The sequence below is a fragment of the Thermoactinomyces sp. DSM 45892 genome (genome assembly GCF_900107305.1).
In the GTDB taxonomy this organism is placed as follows: domain Bacteria; phylum Bacillota; class Bacilli; order Thermoactinomycetales; family Thermoactinomycetaceae; genus Baia.
Genome location: NZ_FNPL01000001.1, coordinates 318,280 through 336,700 on the forward strand (window position 1 = coordinate 318,280; position 18,421 = coordinate 336,700).

Annotated in this window: 21 protein-coding genes; 8 read left to right on the top strand and 13 right to left on the bottom strand. The window is 41.7% G+C overall.

What is annotated here, in order from left to right; genetic code table 11:
• Positions 1 to 96: 96 nt before the first annotated feature.
• From BLU58_RS01520 to BLU58_RS01535, 4 genes are read right to left on the bottom strand one after another with little or no spacing between them, the layout of a single operon-like run.
• Positions 97 to 954 (bottom strand): NAD+ synthase, encoded by an 858-nt coding sequence (locus tag BLU58_RS01520; protein WP_093290461.1) that lies wholly within the window; start codon positions 952 to 954, stop codon positions 97 to 99.
• 3 nt (positions 955 to 957) lie between these two features.
• Positions 958 to 1,803, bottom strand: a complete 846-nt coding sequence (locus BLU58_RS01525; RefSeq protein WP_093290462.1) for a nitrilase-related carbon-nitrogen hydrolase — start codon at positions 1,801 to 1,803, stop codon at positions 958 to 960.
• Between the two features lie 53 nt (positions 1,804 to 1,856).
• Positions 1,857 to 2,801 carry a phosphotransferase gene (locus BLU58_RS01530; protein ID WP_176786436.1) on the bottom strand — a complete coding sequence of 315 codons (945 nt, stop codon included), beginning with the start codon at positions 2,799 to 2,801 and terminating at the stop codon, positions 1,857 to 1,859.
• Between the two features lie 22 nt (positions 2,802 to 2,823).
• Complete coding sequence (locus tag BLU58_RS01535; protein WP_176786437.1) at positions 2,824 to 3,543, bottom strand: LysM peptidoglycan-binding domain-containing protein; 720 nt, start codon at positions 3,541 to 3,543, stop codon at positions 2,824 to 2,826.
• Between the two features lie 168 nt (positions 3,544 to 3,711).
• On the opposite strand from BLU58_RS01535, the gene BLU58_RS01540 reads away from it, so the two are divergent.
• From BLU58_RS01540 to BLU58_RS01565, 6 genes are all read left to right on the top strand, one after another.
• Positions 3,712 to 4,521 (top strand): SGNH/GDSL hydrolase family protein, encoded by an 810-nt coding sequence (locus BLU58_RS01540; RefSeq protein ID WP_093290465.1) that lies wholly within the window; start codon positions 3,712 to 3,714, stop codon positions 4,519 to 4,521.
• Entirely contained in the window at positions 4,518 to 5,447 is a 930-nt protein-coding gene (locus BLU58_RS01545) for an ABC transporter ATP-binding protein (RefSeq protein WP_093290466.1), read from the top strand. The genes BLU58_RS01540 and BLU58_RS01545 overlap by 4 nt, the downstream gene beginning before the upstream one ends.
• Positions 5,444 to 6,427: an ABC transporter permease gene (locus tag BLU58_RS01550; RefSeq protein WP_093290467.1), complete on the top strand. Its 984-nt coding sequence runs from the start codon at positions 5,444 to 5,446 to the stop codon at positions 6,425 to 6,427. The genes BLU58_RS01545 and BLU58_RS01550 overlap by 4 nt, the downstream gene beginning before the upstream one ends.
• A gap of 311 nt (positions 6,428 to 6,738) precedes the next feature.
• Complete coding sequence (locus BLU58_RS01555) at positions 6,739 to 8,013, top strand: Tle-like phospholipase domain-containing protein (protein ID WP_093290468.1); 1,275 nt, start codon at positions 6,739 to 6,741, stop codon at positions 8,011 to 8,013.
• A gap of 122 nt (positions 8,014 to 8,135) precedes the next feature.
• On the top strand, positions 8,136 to 8,780 hold the full coding sequence (locus BLU58_RS01560) for a hypothetical protein (protein ID WP_143123656.1): 645 nt from the start codon (positions 8,136 to 8,138) through the stop codon (positions 8,778 to 8,780).
• A 344-nt stretch (positions 8,781 to 9,124) separates the two neighbouring features.
• Complete coding sequence (locus tag BLU58_RS01565) at positions 9,125 to 10,276, top strand: nucleotide disphospho-sugar-binding domain-containing protein (RefSeq protein WP_176786438.1); 1,152 nt, start codon at positions 9,125 to 9,127, stop codon at positions 10,274 to 10,276.
• A gap of 61 nt (positions 10,277 to 10,337) precedes the next feature.
• Here BLU58_RS01565 and BLU58_RS01570 read toward each other — a convergent pair whose 3' ends face one another.
• Together BLU58_RS01570 and BLU58_RS01575 are read right to left on the bottom strand one after the other, a co-directional pair.
• The gene (locus BLU58_RS01570) at positions 10,338 to 11,156 is read right to left on the bottom strand and encodes a sugar nucleotide-binding protein (protein WP_093290471.1); all 819 of its coding nucleotides are present in this window, start codon (positions 11,154 to 11,156) and stop codon (positions 10,338 to 10,340) included.
• A 244-nt stretch (positions 11,157 to 11,400) separates the two neighbouring features.
• Positions 11,401 to 11,607: a hypothetical protein gene (locus BLU58_RS01575; protein WP_093290472.1), complete on the bottom strand. Its 207-nt coding sequence runs from the start codon at positions 11,605 to 11,607 to the stop codon at positions 11,401 to 11,403.
• A 206-nt stretch (positions 11,608 to 11,813) separates the two neighbouring features.
• Here BLU58_RS01575 and BLU58_RS01580 point away from each other — a divergent pair, with 206 nt between their 5' ends.
• Positions 11,814 to 12,266, top strand: a complete 453-nt coding sequence (locus BLU58_RS01580) for a hypothetical protein (protein ID WP_093290473.1) — start codon at positions 11,814 to 11,816, stop codon at positions 12,264 to 12,266.
• 117 nt (positions 12,267 to 12,383) lie between these two features.
• Here BLU58_RS01580 and BLU58_RS01585 read toward each other — a convergent pair whose 3' ends face one another.
• Both BLU58_RS01585 and BLU58_RS01590 read right to left on the bottom strand, forming a co-directional pair.
• Entirely contained in the window at positions 12,384 to 12,737 is a 354-nt protein-coding gene (locus tag BLU58_RS01585) for a hypothetical protein (protein ID WP_093290474.1), read from the bottom strand.
• Positions 12,738 to 13,023: 286 nt separating this feature from the next.
• Complete coding sequence (locus BLU58_RS01590) at positions 13,024 to 13,476, bottom strand: ACT domain-containing protein (protein WP_093290475.1); 453 nt, start codon at positions 13,474 to 13,476, stop codon at positions 13,024 to 13,026.
• Positions 13,477 to 13,666: 190 nt separating this feature from the next.
• Here BLU58_RS01590 and BLU58_RS01595 point away from each other — a divergent pair, with 190 nt between their 5' ends.
• On the top strand, positions 13,667 to 14,143 hold the full coding sequence (locus BLU58_RS01595) for a low molecular weight protein-tyrosine-phosphatase (protein ID WP_093290476.1): 477 nt from the start codon (positions 13,667 to 13,669) through the stop codon (positions 14,141 to 14,143).
• Between the two features lie 176 nt (positions 14,144 to 14,319).
• Here BLU58_RS01595 and BLU58_RS01600 read toward each other — a convergent pair whose 3' ends face one another.
• From BLU58_RS01600 to BLU58_RS01620, 5 genes are read right to left on the bottom strand one after another with little or no spacing between them, the layout of a single operon-like run.
• Positions 14,320 to 14,604 (bottom strand): ferredoxin family protein, encoded by a 285-nt coding sequence (locus BLU58_RS01600; RefSeq protein WP_072330529.1) that lies wholly within the window; start codon positions 14,602 to 14,604, stop codon positions 14,320 to 14,322.
• Entirely contained in the window at positions 14,601 to 15,911 is a 1,311-nt protein-coding gene (locus tag BLU58_RS01605; protein ID WP_093290477.1) for an FAD-dependent oxidoreductase, read from the bottom strand. The genes BLU58_RS01600 and BLU58_RS01605 overlap by 4 nt, the downstream gene beginning before the upstream one ends.
• 53 nt (positions 15,912 to 15,964) lie before the next feature.
• Complete coding sequence (locus tag BLU58_RS01610; RefSeq protein WP_093290478.1) at positions 15,965 to 17,032, bottom strand: electron transfer flavoprotein subunit alpha/FixB family protein; 1,068 nt, start codon at positions 17,030 to 17,032, stop codon at positions 15,965 to 15,967.
• Between the two features lie 13 nt (positions 17,033 to 17,045).
• Positions 17,046 to 17,879 carry an electron transfer flavoprotein subunit beta/FixA family protein gene (locus BLU58_RS01615; protein WP_093290479.1) on the bottom strand — a complete coding sequence of 278 codons (834 nt, stop codon included), beginning with the start codon at positions 17,877 to 17,879 and terminating at the stop codon, positions 17,046 to 17,048.
• Positions 17,880 to 17,921: 42 nt separating this feature from the next.
• The gene (locus BLU58_RS01620; RefSeq protein ID WP_093290480.1) at positions 17,922 to 18,284 is read right to left on the bottom strand and encodes a hypothetical protein; all 363 of its coding nucleotides are present in this window, start codon (positions 18,282 to 18,284) and stop codon (positions 17,922 to 17,924) included.
• Between the last annotated feature and the right edge of the window lie 137 nt (positions 18,285 to 18,421).

Sequence of the window (18,421 nt, forward strand, 5' to 3'; positions counted from 1 at the left end):
AAAATTGCTTTGCTCCTGTGAAAAACATTGACCAAATTGAATTACCACAAATAAAAAAAGCCCTGAAATACTGCTTATATCAAGGCTTTTTTCTATCTACATGCCCCAATCTCGAAGATAACGGAAATCAATCCCCACTGTACGATTGGATACCTTTAGAATAACGGGCATCACTCGTTTAAATTGGTTGCGGATGATTCGCTTGTTGACCGCATTGATGAGGGCATCGGAAAAACCTTGCTTATGAAGTGCTTTGCGATCCCATTTTAAATCTAACATGTGATATAAGACACGATCCATGTCAAAGTAAGAAAAGCCGATCTCCCCTTCATCTGTCTGGTTTTCCCATAAATCCGCACTAGGAGGCTTCGATAAGATGGAGTTAGGAACCCCCAAATAACGAGAAAGTTGACGAACCTGTGTTTTATATAAATCCCCGATCGGATTAATCGCAGAAGCCGAGTCTCCAAATTGGGTACCGTAGCCAAGTAAAAGTTCCGTGCGATTGCTTGTACCTACCACAAGGGCTTCATAGTAAGCGGATAAATCATATAAAATCGTCATTCTTTCCCTAGCCATTTTATTTCCTCTACGAAGGGGGCTAGCATCAGGAAAACTTTCAAAGTACGCATCAATCTGAGGGGTGATATCCACTGTGAGTGACTGTACGCCTGTATCTTGAATCGCTTCCGCAGCATCATCTAGGCTATTTTGGCTACTCTGTTTATAAGGCATCCGAACGGCGATTACATTTTCAGCCCCAAAGGCCCTCACTGCTAAATAAAGAGACAGGGCAGAGTCAATTCCTCCTGATAATCCCAAGATCACACGGCGAAAGCCTACTTTGTTCACTTCTTCACGTAAAGCTGTAGTCAATATCTGGGTAGTTAGTTCTTCATTGAGAGATAGATACGGAGCTTCTGTTAATTGATCCGTTAACCATTGTGTAGACATGTCCTACTCTCCTCTACGATGTTGTTGAATTCGAGTAAGTTCTCGAACCACGAGATCTGTATTTTCATCACGTAAAATAGGGGTTGTAAAACGGGCCTGTCGAACCATATCGAGATCTAAATCAAAGGTCACAAGAGATTCTTCAAAAAGAGGTCCCTGAACCAATGTATCTCCAAATGGGTCCACTGCGGTAGAATTACCAAAAAAGGTGATCCCATCCTCCGTTCCGACACGTTGTGTACAAGCGATACACATTCCATAAAATTGAGCTTGGCTCGTTAGAATCAAGTCCCATGAGTCCTGTGTTCCCAATCCTTTAGCGTGTACACCACGTGCTGGAGAATTAGCAAGTACAATCAGAAGCTCTGCTCGATCCTGAGCAAGGAGATACGGAGCTGATGGATGCCACATATCTTCACAGACTAGCATCCCCACACGACCAAACTTCGTGTCAAATGCTCGAATCTTTTCTCCTCGACCAAAATAACGTGCCTCATCAAACATTCCATATGTAGGTAGATATACTTTGCGATGTACGGATTGAATACTGCCATAGCTTGCATAAATCGCCGAATTGTACAAGATGTGATCGGGTGAACGTTCTACGATTCCAAAAGCGATATCGATCCCCTTCGATTCGGAGACAATTTCTTGTACTTCCTCACTATCCACAGTGCAAGCCACATCGTAAGTTAAGTCGAGCAGATTATATCCCATTAAGCTTAACTCTGGAAATATAAGCAACTCGACTCCTTCTTCTTTTGCCTGTTTCATTATCTGTTTGTGAATTTCAATGTTTTTAGCCACATTACCCAAATGTGGTCGAATTTGAGCTAATCCAACTTTCATTCTAAGATGCCTCCCTAAGGCGAACTATGGGTGATTTGGCCTTTATCATACCATTACCAGTAACGCAATTGCGAGAGAAACTCCCGATGGTGCTCGATATCATCAATAATTCTTTCCAAGTAAGGGCCTGTATAATCGAGGCGATAACCGGGCTTCTTTTCCAACACTCCTATCGACTCGCGAAAAAATTCATTGGGAAATCCATACATCACTTTGATAAAATATTTCTCCCAATCTGATAAAGGTTGGTGGTGTTCATAACATGCCATCATCTCAATCCATAGCGCTTGATCCCAATGGTTTTCGGTTAAGATCCGGGTGCTAATCTGCCATAGATCTCCCCACTGGGCATCATAGCTTGCTGTATCGAAATCGATTAACCACGCCCGATCCCCTTCGATCATCCAATTATGACTTGCTAAATCGCGATGGCATAGATGATGATGAAGATGAGATTGTTCGTTCATTTCGTAAAATGTAGGTGTATATAGCTGATTCCATGCATTTACGCCCATCCGATACATCTCGTAACCCGCTAGCCGCATCCATTTTTCAGTCTTACCTGTCGATCGATCGTATTGATACAGATACTTTTCAAACTTCTTTAGACGTTGTCCAAGTCTCTCCCATAAAAGGAACGCCGTCTGACGAGTAGACGGCGTAGTACATCCACGTCCCACTTGATGAAATCGAGCTAGTTGTTCTAATACGAGCTTGCTTTCTTTGCGAGACCGATACTTACATGTTTCCCCGTTAATGTATGTGGTTAATGTTAACCCATCTCCTGCATGTATAAACCTAGGCATATCATCAAACCCACGATGCCTGATCTCTCGATCAACTTGACTCCACCACTCTTGTTGGTAAGCCGAACGACATTGCTTCGCTACCCATGTTTGTTCCTTTGTATAAATGAGCCATATTTTTTTCCCTTTTTCCATGTCGATAACCCGAGTCTGAAGAGCTCGTTCCATTTTTCGCAAGCTTGGCTGGGACATATTAACCCTTCCTTTATCTGAATTAAAACTCTGCAGAAGAGCTCTCAAAAGCATCATTTTTATAATCAGGTTCTTGATTCATCATCATTTCAGGTTGCCAGTATGCTGGCTGATGATTACCGTATGGAGTCCAAAACGGATATGGTGGTGTCGTCATGGCTGTTTGGGGCGGATAAGGCTCAGGTGATCCACAATCAGAACAAGGATAGTTTGGATACGGTGTAGATGCATGTGAAAGATGCGGGTAGGAATAAAATCCGGGTTCAGTTGGATAAAATGGTGCAAACTGATTAGGGTGAGAAGGCGGATAGGCATAAACAGAAGAAGACTCCCATTCATCTAATGACACTTCACTTGATTCATCATAGTCGTCATACTGATCATAACGAGCTGGTTCGTTTTGATATTGGTTGTAAAATGGAACATCCTCCACCCGAATTGGCTTTGCAATCGTTAATTGTAGATCTCGTGGCGAACCAACTGGTCGCTCTGTAAGTGGCCACTGAGCATCCATTGGCTTCTGAGGTTTTAATGATTCGCGGTCGGTTCTGTCTTTTAGATAATCTCTCTTTACAGGGGAAACAGGCACTCGCCCCGACGGGATTCGAACCTTACTACCAACTTCCAACTGTTCTGGCTCCATAATATTGGGATTTGCCTCTAGTACTCGCTCTAGCGGAACATTATACTTTTGTACCAAGTCCCATAACTGTTCTCCAGGACGTACGATATGAATTTTCAAACCCGGTACCTCCTCTATTGCAAATGGAATATTCTATCCTATGCGCCTATGGGCTATTAGTTGCCTTCACATCATCGACAGACGATCATTCAAGAAAATATATTCATTTTTCAAGGGTAATATGTAAAACTAAAGTTAGTAACGAATCTATATTTAGGAGGATAATGTATGCATTCGAATCATCGCCTGAGGTGGATTAGTATCTTTGCCATCGCTATCGCCTCATTCTCCATCCTATTAATTGGTTCCATCCTGTCTCTTATTGAGCTTTTTAGGCCTCAAGTATCCGACCTCCAATCGTCTACTTCCCAAAAAGTAGCCTCGCCGACCAGTCCTACTATCGGACGAATCGTCAGCATAGGTGATTCCCTCACTCGAGGAATCGGAGACGATAGCGGAAAAGGATACATCCAACTTTTTCGGGAGCAACTACAAAAATCAAGCAAAGCAGAAGTAAGCCTTGTCAATTTAAGCGTTAGTGGTGCCACTTCGACTGATCTTCGTAAACAGATCTCGCAACCTGAAACAGCTACCTTGCTAAAAAGTGCCGAGATCATCCCTTTCACCATCGGTGGAAACGATCTATTTCGAGGAAGTGGTCGCCTTGAAAATACGGATCCCAAAACGGTAGAAAAAGCACGCCTTACCTATCAAGAAAACATGGACTTCATCCTAAAGGAAATTCGCAAACAGAATTCTAAAGCAACAATCTTCGTTTTTGGCTTGTATAATCCATTCGGTGACTTATCCGAAACCAAGCAAACCAATGAATTCGTTGCACAATGGAACCAAACAGCACAACAAGTGATCGCCAAGTATGATCGCGTTGTTTTTATTCCTACATATGATTTATTTCAATTAGATCCAAGACGATATCTTTTCACAGATCACTTTCATCCAAATCAACACGGGTACCAGCGCATGGCAAATCGGCTCACTCAACTGGTAATCGATCAAGAAGGGATGGAAACAAAATGAACCAGACAACCTCCCCGGTACTCGAGGTAAAGAAGCTAGGCAAGCGGATTGGAAGACGAAAAATCGTGGAAGACATTACGTTTGAGGTACAACAAGGAGAAATTTTTGGATTTTTAGGGCCAAATGGCGCAGGAAAAACCACAACCATCCGTATGTTAGTTGGGCTCATCCGTCCAACAGAAGGAACGATTCACATCGGAGGATACCCCTTACAAGACCAATTTATCGAAGCCATCTCCCAAGTGGGATGTATCGTGGAAAACCCAGAGCTTTACCCGTATCTCACCGGCCGTGAGAACCTAGAGCACTTTGCCCGCATGATGACAGGCATTACAGTCGATCGGATCAATGAGATTGTTCACCTCGTAGAATTAGATGAGCGGATTGATGAGCTGGTAAAAACGTATTCACTCGGAATGCAGCAACGTCTTGGAATCGCACAAGCATTACTTGGTTCCCCTAAGATACTCATTCTGGATGAACCCACTAACGGTCTAGATCCCGCAGGCATTCGCGAACTACGGGCATTTATTCGCAAACTAGTCCACGAACAAGGGATTAGTGTATTCATCTCCAGCCATATCCTGCATGAAATTCAGCTCATGTGTGATCGGGTGGCTATTATCAACAAAGGGAAAATCGTTTACACCGGACCTGTACAGGAGCTTGTCCACGAAGAAGAAACCCGCATCGAGTGGAAATTAGACCCGCTTCCATCAGGGGCAGACGCCCTCCAAGAACTATCCTTTGTCCGTCCTATCGAACAGACAGAAGAGCATCTGTATGTGTATATGCCCCTAGACCGCATTGCCGAAGTAAATGAGCAACTTATGGCGAAGCAGATCAAGGTAACGGGAATTCGTCCTGTACAAGCTACATTGGAGGACTTATTCTTACAACTGACAGGAGGCGAAACCAAACCATGATGGGACTTGTCTATAATGAAATGTTAAAAATGGTTCGGAAAAAACGACTTTGGGTCATCCTCGGGATCCTAGTGATCCTAATCCCGATTTTTACATATGCTCAGGCACAAACACTCGAGAGGGCAGCTAAACAAATTGGAACAAGCGACTGGAAAGTGATCCTAAAGCAACAGATTATCGATCAACAAAACCGCTTAACATCCAGCCGATTACCGGAAGAATGGAAAGCATTTATCAAACTGAATATCCAGCAACAAGAGTATTATCTAAAAAATGATATCAATCCAACGGCACCTGGTGCTCCTACGTTTATGCGAAAATTTGTCGAGGAATCTGTTTCACTCTTTCTCCCATTATTAGTCGTCATCATCGCAGCGGATCTGGTTTCTTCTGAACACTCAAGCGGAACGATTAAATTACTCCTTACAAGACCCGTTCGGCGTTGGAAAGTACTATTTAGCAAATACATCTCCCTACTCTTTGCCACATCCTTCATCGTACTTAGTACAGCCATATTAAGCTATCTGCTCTCTGGGGTCATTTTTGGATACGGGGGTTGGGACCTCCCTGTATTATCCGGATTCCAAGAGAAAAACGGGGCTTTAATGACCGAGTTTGTCCATCTCATCCCACAATGGAAATATCTCCTTATGGCATATGGGCTTTCTTGGCTCGCCTGTATCACCGTTGCAACCGTCTCCTTTATGGTGTCCGTCTTGGTACGAAGCACCGCATCCGGCATGGGCATTATGCTCGCGGCCGTCATCTCAGGAAATTTGCTCATGCAGCTCTCTCCTACGTGGGGAGCGATCAAATATTTTGCCTTCACCCAACTACGTTTAACCGACTATCTCTCAGGCCGCCCCATTCTCATCGAGGGAATGACACTACCACTTTCCATCGGCGTACTCGGAGCCTGGTCCGTTATAGCCCTGATTGTTGCATTTGTAGCGTTTTCGAGACGTGATGTATTGGCCTAGTCGGTTTCGATCTGCAAGTGTCCACGAAAAAACACCCCTGTTTAGTCGATCACCTAGGCCAAACAGGGGTGTTTTATTGTAGTAGCAGGTCGAATCCCTCTATTCCTTGCAAACTTTGAATCATAGATTTGTGATGGTATTATTGAACATTTTTAATGTTGTCGAAAAAATTTATTTCCTATAAAATAGTTGGATACGTCATATAAATTGCAAGGGCTAGACTACTTAGTGAAAATCAGAGGCTTGCGATTGGAAAGGGGAGAATTTTCCGCTAAGAATAGGAACTATAACATTTCTTAGTGAAGTAACTTATGCGAAATATAACAAAATATGGAAAATCATTACTTATTCAACTTGTATTCTTATTAGGATTCATGCTCTTAGGACAAAGCATTGCAGTAGCAGAAGGGATCGACCAAACGCCCATAAACGGAGAGTTTAACACCGAAATCGCAGGTACCTCCACAGTAAAAGAGAAAGGTTTTTTAGAGGAAGCAGGAGATTGGCTCTCGGATAAGTGGGATTTTGTTTGGGAGGGAGCTAAAGATATAGCCGCTGGAATTTGGCAAGAAATATGTGATGTATTTAATTTCATTGCTAGTTTTGTCATAGAAATTATTGGCTTTGTTGTAATAGGGATGGGTGTTTTGCTGACTTGGGGTATATTTAAAGGGGAAAAGAATGCGTTTACTGATATGTTTCAACGCGTTGGAGAGTATCTAGTAGGTATAGATCGTAATAATCCTCATGGGAAGTTAAGTGATGTGAAAGCGACTGATAAGCAATTGGCATATGCGGCAGATATGGTATATAAAGACAATATTACTAAAAAGAATTTAGAAAAGCTGGGTGAGGGATGGGAGCTTGGGCCACAAATTGATTCTATGAATGGACTACAAGCAAAAACATTCGTCAATGAGGAAACGAAGGAAATTATAATCTCATTTAGAGGAACAGAAGGATTAGGTGACTATTTTTCAGATGCCATCCTAGCAGCAGGCCTTGATTCATATGTACCACAATCAGGAGCTGCTATACAATTTGTGGAACAGTTACTGAATAATCCCGACTTTAAAGGATATCGATTTGCTTTAACAGGGCATTCCCTTGGTGGATATATAGCTAATGAGGCCGGAATGACCTACCGGATACCCACAGTAGCTTTTAATGCCCCCGGTAAAAACCTCTATCCTAATATAAATGCTTCACTGGCTACAGGTTATGCAGGTGGAGCGGGAACATATGCAATTAATATGAGTGATTATCGGAATCGTAGACAAGCTTATAACGAAGCCGCCGGTAACTTTGATGGCTTAATTAGGAATTATAACTCCTATGAAGACGTAGTCGGCTCGGTAGGATATCGCCCCGGAGAAACATATGTAATAGATCGAAAGGGCGAAGTTACCCATAAGAAGGGTTTGGATAATAACATTGCGAAAGGGATCGAATCAAGTATCAATAATGGAGTAATTGAAAACCATGCAATGTCAAACTTCACGGGAGAAGTGGATGGAAAGCCTGTCTCTACTCCTATTGCTTCCATCTACAAGAAAAACAACGGAAATATCGTTCCAAGAAAATGATTTGAGGATGTGATAATATGCTAGAGATATGGAGAACAAAAAAGTTATACCTTGGTTTATTAGTTGTTTTCATGGTGATAGCACTCAGTGGATGTGGCTTTCTCAGAGAAGACCTTTCAAAAATGACTCCAGAAGAAGAGCAGAAGGTGAAGGAACAAGCTAGTCAGTATATTAAGGGGAAATACCATAAAGAGTTCACAGTTCAAGAGATCTCTAAGAATCGTGTCACAGGAGCTAGCTATGATGTGAGTGGTACAATTCAAGATGGAAAAAATACTCCCGTTATTGTAATGTTAGAGGCATCGAATGAGCCTATAGATACTTATATTCATACGTTGTTTTCAAATGAATTGACACCTCATATAAAGAAAGTAGCTAGCCAGATCTTTGATTTGAGATCAATGGAAGACAATCTTACATATAACTATAGGGATGGTGTAGAAAGAAAATATAAGAGTGAAATACCTTCTGTACTAGAAGTGCTGAAAAAAGGAGATAAGGATTTATATTTACAAACTAGCCTTAGAGTATACGAGAAAAGCGACCAAGCCAAACAAGAAATCTCAAGCTTTCTACAATCGTTAAAAGAGATGAATTTCAACAAAGTGATAATTGTGGTTTATGTGTACGATAATGCCTTAAAATCAGCTTCGAAGAAAGAGGACGTTGGTAAGTATTTGCTGTATAGATACAATATTACTCCCGATGATATTCAAACTATTGATGTCAATAATCTAGAACCATATAAAACAAAAATCAAAGAATAGTCTTGATAAATTGAATGTAATTTTTGTGCATGTGAAGATACATTATTAACATAATGGCATGTAAGTCTCATTCGTATTGAGAGGATGGGACTTTTATGTACATTATACTATCCAACATTTTTTCTTTTTGGGGGCTTACGGCTTGGCGAACAGGCTAAAAAAAGAGGAATTAGCCTATATGCCCTATTGATCTCAGGAATGCTATTGTTAGTGATTCAGTAATTTATACTGTCAACAGAAAACTAGACGACTTCATATTACAGGTATTCTCAAAGATTTAGTTGAAATATATAAGTTAAAGTAAAGTAAATTTTTTAAGACTCTCAATGGGGGGATATCTGTATATGAAATATCTATTCTTTATGATGCCAGCATTTGGACATATGAATCCTACACTAACAGTGGCAGAAGAATTGGTGAGACGAGGAGAAGAGGTAGTTTATTATATAACGGATGACTTTACAGATAGTGTTAAAAAAGCAGGGGCCGAGATTCGAGTGATTGATCCTATTTTCAATCCTTTACACTACTTCCAAAAAAAGCATCCAGAAGTACTGCAGTCTTTTACGAAACCTCCTATTCACTTGATGACGCAGTATATGAACGAAGCCCGCCTGAGGGCCCACGAATTAATTGATCAAGTGAAAAGCGAGAAAGCCGATGTAGCCATTTACGATCCAATGTGTGTTTGGGGAAAAGAAATGATTTATACTCTCGATCTACCTGCAGCTACCTTTTATAGTAGCTTCGCATTTCACAAAGAGGCACCTACTCTACAAAAATGGGTTGAGCAACATCTCCATCCTGAAGAGAAGCAAATTTTGCACTTGTTTACCGTTGCCGAAAAACTAAATATCGTATCAAATCCTAAACAATTTCAATATGATGCAGAATTCTTCGATCATCGTTATGCATTTGTTGGGCCTCTCATCTCCGATCGACATGTTACAACCGATCTTCCCTTAGACCGTCTCAACTCTCAACCCACACTCTTCATCTCTCTCGGAACGATCTTAAGTAATGCTGAGTTTTATCAAAATTGCTTTGAAGCCTTTGGAGACACACATTGGCAAGTAATCTTAAACGTAGGACCCAGAACCCGCACGGAAGAGCTGGACTCCATCCCCAAAAACTTCATCATTCGACCTTTTGTTCCTCAGCTAGAAGTCCTTAAACATACTGACGTCTTCATATCTCACGGAGGGATGAATTCCATCATGGAGGCTCTATGGTTTGGTGTTCCTACGGTTGCTATTCCTCAATCATCCGATCAGCCACTTGTTGCCGAACGTCTTACCCAACTGGGCCTCGGGGAGTCCATCCAACCTGATCAAGTTACCCCGGAACAATTGAGAGAGTCTGTAGACAGAGTAAGCCAATCAGAGACTGTTCGAGTAAATCTTCAAGCAATGAGTCACTCCATGCGGAAAGCAAATCCAGTTCAGCAGACGGCAGATCTACTGCAATCACTTGCCAAGCAACAAGCGGTGGTATAACCAACCCACATTTCTAGTTAACAGGATCCCTTTATGGGTGGATCCTGTTAACTTTTCATTTTTATTGAAATAAGGACGAAATAATATCGGAATTCGTATATCGAAGCACTCTAGGAATATCCTCACGATTAGATTCTATCTGAAAGTAAGCCACATCCTCTTTATCTAGGAAGAAACGAGGCTCCAATATACTCTTCTCAACCCCTAATTGATGTAAGATCTGTTCATAAAACTGACTTTGCATCATTCGATCGATAGAAGCTAAGTGGAATACCCCTTTTACATCGTTTTCAATCATAAACCGCACTTGTTTAGCTAATAAAACATCTAGATGATGATTGCAAACCAGATTGCTAAATACTTCAATGACTTTCTCATCTTTCAAACTTTCTTTGATTTGATTCAGCCTAGGTGAGTTCTTCCCCCATATCATCGGAATTCGAATCGTAATAGCCCTCTCGCCCAACATTTCTTGAAGCATACTCTCACATTTCATTTTGAACTTCCCATACTCCGATTCAGCTATCGGGGTATCCGCTTCTGTATAAGGTCTTGAGAAATCTCCATCAAATACATTGGTTGTCGAGAAATAGTACACTTTCGTATGTTGATTTTTGATACTCTTAGCCAATTCCTCGTGAAACGTAAGTTGATGATCATAATCGCCTCGTAAACAGGAGATCACCACGTCCGGTTTTACCGTATCCATGAGCTCCCTCATCTTATCGATGTGCTGAACTTCTAATGAAAACTGTTTATCATGAGGAAGACTAGTAACGTTAGAAGTATATGTACCGTATACATCTAATCCTTCCACTAACTCATCAATTAGGGCTCGTCCCACAAGTCCGCTCGCACCTAGAACCAGTATTTTTTTCATCTGTTATGCCTCTTTTATTCTATATTTATCTGAGGATATCTCTTGTCGGATATCTCTTACTAATTTTTCAAAAAAACGTTCTTGATAACCTGCTCGCATAGAAAGAGTCATTTCCTTTGCTATAGGAACTAGCTCAGCTTGTTTGATATTCTTCAGCTTATTGATTCGTTGTTTCTCTAAAACGTGTGTGGAACGGCATCGCCTATAGTCTTCTAGGGTTAACCTCTATAATACTACTTTTTCCTTATAAAGGCGTTTCCAACTGGGTCGTACAATTCTCCTCCTTGATATTTTCTAAAGCAACTATGTATTTTGTAATAGTTTCCGTAAATGTTCGTAGCCTGCTAATCGTGATACCGGGATCCTGATAAACGTTCCGTTCTGCCGACTCCCCTACTTTAGAAAGAATATTCCATTTTTCTTCTAGAAACGTAAAGTTATGTGTCTGCATGAAAATTCCTCCATTTTAAAAGTAAGATTTAATCATCCCTGACAAAACTATATCATGATTCTTGATCTGTAATCAAAAATTTTAAGTATAACCTATAAATTCGAAAATAAAATAATATAAAATTTTATTAAAATGTTTACAAAAAATGTATTTGTGTTACAATATGATTGTTTGTATATTAGGAACAGAATAAGGGGTTGTCAGGGATGAAGGGGAAACGTTTCGTAGCTGGGATCATTACTTGTAGTGCTTTAGTCATAGGGACAGGATTTGTCGCTCCAACTACCACTCTAGCCGCTGGAGTCGAAAAAAATATTCAAAGCGGATGGGAAGATGCTTCTTTTCAAGTAGAAAACATATCCTCCTTACCACAAGAAGTTTCAAACCAAGTAGACGTGACAAATAAGGCTATCACCATGGTGAAGCATGGCAGAAAAACATATGTATACTTATCACTTGGTACCCAAGGCGCGTTATATCATTTTACTGTGAACTCTGCCATTATTAAAAATGGTAAACTTTTCGTTACTGCCCGGGCAAAGATGGCTGCTTATAAATATGTAGCAAGCCCAGAGTATGAAGTGATATCATTCGATAACACTAAATATACGATTAATGAAGTAGACGGATATATTCATGTCATCAACAAATTGAACTAATTCTTAGTGTGAAAATAAAAAAGGAGCGGTAGATAATCTAGCCGACTCCTTTTTAACAAGGGTGTAATAAACTCTTATCTTTTCATCTCATCATTCATAAACCATAGGAATGCTTATTCAACTATTCGAACTAGCTTCCTCCTGCTTTTTCCTCGATTGCAATGCCCAAAATCTCCGATCAATTTCCTTCGATTTCTCATAATGCAGATCCTTTAAGAAATCGAGATCATCCTTCATAACAGTAAAATCCTCTTTCGTATCTAGTTTCAATGCGTAAATGTCTTCACTGTTTCGGATAACTTGTTCTTGAATGATGTTACTTACCTTAGCAACAGTATCCACCTTTTCTTCTAGGCGATCCAATCGAGTGTCCATCTTATCTAGACGAGTCTCCACTTCATCAAAGCGCTTATCAATACTTGTTTTCATATCCTGAAAACTATTGAGAATCATCTCTAAGGTTGCTTCCACAGGTTCTCCTCCTTGACTAACTATTCTTTCTACAACGCATCATCGCTCTCATCTATTGTTTTATTACGATTACCATCAATCATTCGTGAAACGATCCATTTTATGTGAGAAATTTTGTCAGTTCTCATTCTATCACAGGGAGTAAGGAACATCTAGAACATTGAATCAATTGCCGAATAGCAATATCAGATACTCTAGAACCCATGCTTACTGAACAAAAGCTGTAGATACGTGTTTCTAAAGGCGGTCACCTACAAAGAGACCATGTACTACCGATATCCAAATCCTACTCCACTCCTATAACCGTCACCCGCTGTACACCCTTTAACCCACGAAGCCGATCTACTAGATCCTCTAAATCGGAAGCCAAATTAGTTAAATCCACTGACATCGAAACAGATGCTTCCCCTTGGAGAGGAATGGTTTGGTGGATGGTGAGGATGTTTACTCCTGTACCAGCTAGAAAGCTCAGGACGTGAGATAACACACCTGCCTGATCTTTTAGTAGAAAAACAAGAGTCACCATCTTGCTGTGGTTCAAGCTTTGAAATGGAAAGATAGAATCTCGATATTTATAATAGGAACTACGGCTTAGTCCCAGCTTGGCTACTGCTTGTTGAACTGTATCAACCTCACCTGACTCTATCAGTCGCTTTGCTTCCAATGTCTTTTGTATCACTTCAGGCAATTGATTATAACGGACCAATACGAAGCGCTCTTCATCATCTCTCTTGTTCACAAGATAACCTCATTCATTCCTTTTTTCGTAATCTATGTAGATATAAAAAAACATCACCATCTATTTTTCCAGATAGTTTGTTTTATTCAAATTCAATTTATCTCGCATATTGTATCGTTTCTCTTAGTCTAAGGCAATCTTTTTGGTAATATAAGAACATACGATTCTCACATCAAAGGAGCAATGAGTTATGATATCTGTACTATTCGTCTGCTTAGGAAACATATGTCGCTCTCCCATGGCAGAAGCAGTATTTCGGCATGATGTAATCAAAGCGGGCCTTGAAAATAAAATTCACATCGATTCTGCTGGTACAGGGGACTGGCACATAGGTGAACCACCCCATCAAGGAACGATTTTAAAACTAAAAGAGTATGGAATCTCTTCACAAGGAATCTATGCACGTCAAGTAAAAAAAGATGATTTTGATCAATTCCAATGGATCATCGGCATGGACACATCGAATGTAGAAAACCTACATAAAATCGCCCAAACCACCCATTCACATGTATATCCATTTATCCAGTTCATCCCCAGCACACCCTACGAAGGAGTCCCAGATCCTTGGTACACAGGCAACTTCCAAGAAACGTATGATCTCGTCCAACAAGGGTGTAAAAAATTATTAGATGAGATCGTATCAAAACATGGATTAAGCAAGAAATAAGCTTACTATTAAAGCACACACTCACCAGTAATCAGAACAGACCGGGGCCATGTATCTGACCACAGCTCACTATTTTAGCTGTGGTCAGATGTATGGCCCTTAGTCTCACTCCATTCAACAAAACCTAATAAACCAAGCCCTCAAATCACACAGAGCTTGGCCCCCTAGTAACTTCCCTAACCTAACTTATAACTCATTCCGTATCCACCCTGCGGATATACCCACTCAATATTATAGGCTGGACAAGCAATCCGACACGTTCCACACTCAATACAGTTCTCATAAGCAACCGTCGTTATTTTCTGACTAGGATCCCAGTCATACACATCAGCCGGGCAAAAAAAGTTGCAATCCTTCGTCGTGCAGTCGACACACACATCGGTTTCTTTAATTGTCAGATGGGAGACATCGTCACATTTAAAACGAATCGTATACAGTTTATCCGAAAGATTTTGACTCATCCGTTCATCGACCTCCAGCCCTTATATCCTAATTTTAGTAAATTGATCATTCCACCAGCCGCTTCCTTTACTCTCCGAACCGCATACTTCTGCTTCTCTGCTTTCGGTACTCCATCTACTAAAAACATATTATACGCTGCATCATTTAGTGCCCTCGGCAGTCTGCTAAACAATAATTCGGGGTCTTCTTCTTTTAAAAGCTGATGCATCCCCTTGTATTTTTGTAAATCCTTCATGATAAATGATGCCTTTACTGACTCATCGTACATACGAAGACTTCTAGCCGAGAAATCCTCTTTTGTCTTGGCGGCTATAATGGCTTCTCCTGCTAAACGACCTGACGACATGGCTAAGTTCGTACCTTCTCGGTGAACAAAGTTAACTAATTGGGCCGCATCCCCTACCAGACACCATCCATCTCCCGACAATGGAGGCACAGAATAATAACCTCCTTCTGGGATAAGGTGACCTGAGTACTCCAACGTCTCTCCACCTTGAATCAACTTTCGAATCATCGGATGCTGCTTGACGGATTCCAAGATTTGATAAGGTTTCATTCGCTTATCACGCAGATGATCTACCATAACTCCTACGCCAAGGGAAATGGTTTCTTTGTTGGTGTATAGGAAGCCCATCCCAGCCATCCCAAGTGATGTTTCGCCCATAAACTCGATGGTAACCCCTTCGTTGCCCTCCACCTGAAAGCGATCTTGAATCTTCTCACTCGGAAGCGCGATAATTTCTTTCACAGCAAGGGAGACTTCATCTGTTTTCCACTCCCTATGCACACCTAAGGCTTTGCCTAATAAGGAATTCACTCCATCTGCGATGACAACTACATCCGCATATAAATCTCCATCATCTCGATCCGTCCTTACTCCGACCACTCGATTTCCTTCTCGAATCACATCTAATGCCACAGTTTGATAGATGGGCAAAGCCCCTGCTTCTACTGCTTTATTAGCAAACCATTGGTCAAACTTAACCCGCAACCCTGTAAAACAATTATACGGATCTTTATATGCCTCATTTCGATGACCAAAAGTAACCATAGACTCCTTACCCATCATCCAAATTCGTTGCTCAATAATATTACGCTCCATCGGGAAATTTCGTTCTTTCCAAAATTCTGGAACCAACTCTTCCACTTGTTTCCGATATAAAACGCCACCAAAAATATTCTTAGCCCCAGGGAATTCGCCACGTTCGAGCAACACAACACTAAGCCCAGCCCTCGCCATCGTAAGAGCTGCTGCTGTACCTCCTGGCCCAGCGCCCACTACAATCGCATCAAATTTTTCGTTCACTTGCGATCACTCCTCCGCTTCTTATCTCGAAATCCTACTACTTCTGATTCTGATTAGACTTTGAAAGCCATAGTGGGATCTTCTTTCGCCGCTTTTCTCTTTTTTACCTCTGCAGTGATCGCAGGAACAATTTGAAACAAATCCCCAACAATGCCATAGTGAGCAAATTGGAAAATCGGTGCATTTTCATCCTTGTTAATCGCAATGATCACATCCGACCCAGCCATTCCTACTGTATGTTGCACCGCTCCGGAGATTCCAATCGCAAAATATAACTTCGGCCGTACAGTATAACCTGTCTGGCCAACTTGGTGTTCATGGGCAATCCAACCCGCATCCACACAGGCACGACTTGCCCCCACCTGCCCGCCTAGCTCATCAGCCAGTTCTTTCAGTAGACGAAATGGTTCTACTCCTCCGAGCCCACGTCCACCTGACACGATGATCTCTGCTTCTTCTAAGTTAACAGTCCCAGTCTGCTCGATAAAGTTAACAACTTCTGTCGCAATCTGCTCCCCTTCTGTCGGGTTAGCAATAAGTACTATGTCCCCCTTCCGTTCCGGATCACGCGGCAAAGCTTGAAAAACTCCCGCTCGAGCCGTTGCCATCTGAGGTCGATATTGTTTACACAGAATCGTAGCCATCATTTTCTCAGAAAAAGCCGGACGACTTGCCAATAGGAGCCGGGATGGGTGCGGCTCTACATCCAATTCAGTCGTGTCAGCAGTTAGCCCAGTCGGAAGATGAGTAGCGATCGCCCCCGCCAAATCTCTCCCAGTTCCTGTAGCGCCAAATAAGCAAATCTCAGGCTTATACTCTTCGATCAGCTTTAGGGTGATTCGGCTATAGGGCCTAGTACGATAATCACGAAGTTCAGAACCTTGGCAGAGGAAAACACGATCTGCTCCGTAATAGATAGCCTCCTCTGCTAGGTGCTCCACTTGATCTCCAATGACAAATGCCATTAAAGGAACTTCCAACTTGTCTGCTAATTTTTTTCCAGCACCAAGCAACTGCCAAGATACTTTCTTCGCAATCCCATTACGTTGCTCTACAAAAACAAGAACTCCACGATACTGAGACCAATCCGGCATCTGCTCATTGTTTTGCTCCGTTGACATCGTTTCTCCTCCTTCAAGCCCAACCTAGTTTCTGAGCTAGTTCACTACCCCATAACTTCTCCATCAGTTGCTCTGCTATTTGCTCGGGGGCTTCACCCGAAATTTTCTCTCCATCAATTTTCCGGACCTCTGGAACCCATGTCTTACTTACAATGGTAGGGGAGCCTTTTAGACCAATTTTGCTGATTTCAATGTCAGGAAAGTCATTGGTTGTCCAGACTGTAGGCTTGAATCTTGCCGCCCGAATCATCCCCGGCATCGGAGCCCTGCGAACTTTATTTAATTCCTTTAGCGCTGTTATTAATACCGGAAAAGACGTCTCAACCACTTCAATCCCATCTTCTAACTTACGCTCCACACGAACACGTCGCTTCTCTGGGTCCACATGAATCACTTTTCCTACATAAGTAAGCTGCTCTAGATCTAAGCGACATGCAATCCCTGGCCCCACCTGACCGGTATCTCCGTCCAGTGTCTGCTTTCCACAGAACACCATGTCAATGGATCCCCACTCGTCAGCTACTTTTTCTAATGTTTTTGCTAACACATACGATGTTGCAAGAGTATCTGCTCCTGCAAATTTACGATCGGTGACCAGTACAGCTTCATCAGCTCCGAGTGAGATACATTCTTTGAGGGATTTTTCTGCAGGAGGAGGTCCCATTGTGACCACTGTAACGCGTGCTCCTATTTCATCTTTAATCCGCAACGCTTCCTCTAATCCGTGTAAATCATAGAAGTTTACAATGCTTGGGACACCTTGGCGGATTAAGGTATTTGTAACCGGGTCGATCCGGATCTCTCTACTGTCTGGAACCTGCTTGATGCAAACAACGATATGTAGCATTTGGCTACCTCCCATTTACGCATTGGGTATGAGTGGGTGAAATCAGGCTCGTTGCATACGAGATAAATGACTCATCTCTTGAACAAATAACTTCTTCGTTAATACATCCCGCTTCGAGTGACTCACCAAAATTTGTGATATCTTGAACGCAACCTCAAACGGGTGAAGAACGTCCGTCTCAAAAAAAGGGCTCAGATACCAAAACGGTTTCTCAGGGCAAGTTGGATAAACAGATACCTTCCAACCTCGTTCCTGCTTTCTTTCACACCAAATAAGTGCAATTAACCAATGAGTTACTCCTTCATAGATCGCTCCTTCACCCCGAGATAACATTCCTTTGTCATGAACGCCAATCGAGACCGCTTTCTTATCATAAAAATCCATTAAAAGGGGTAACTCGTTCATCCGCTCTCCCTCCGATCAAACATAATCATCACTATAACCATACTATTCAGTTTTTAGTTGATTAATCCAACCACAAACCCTACTACTAGCTTTGATCAAAAGTACAAAGAACCAAGGAAACAGTTTATTCACTTGAT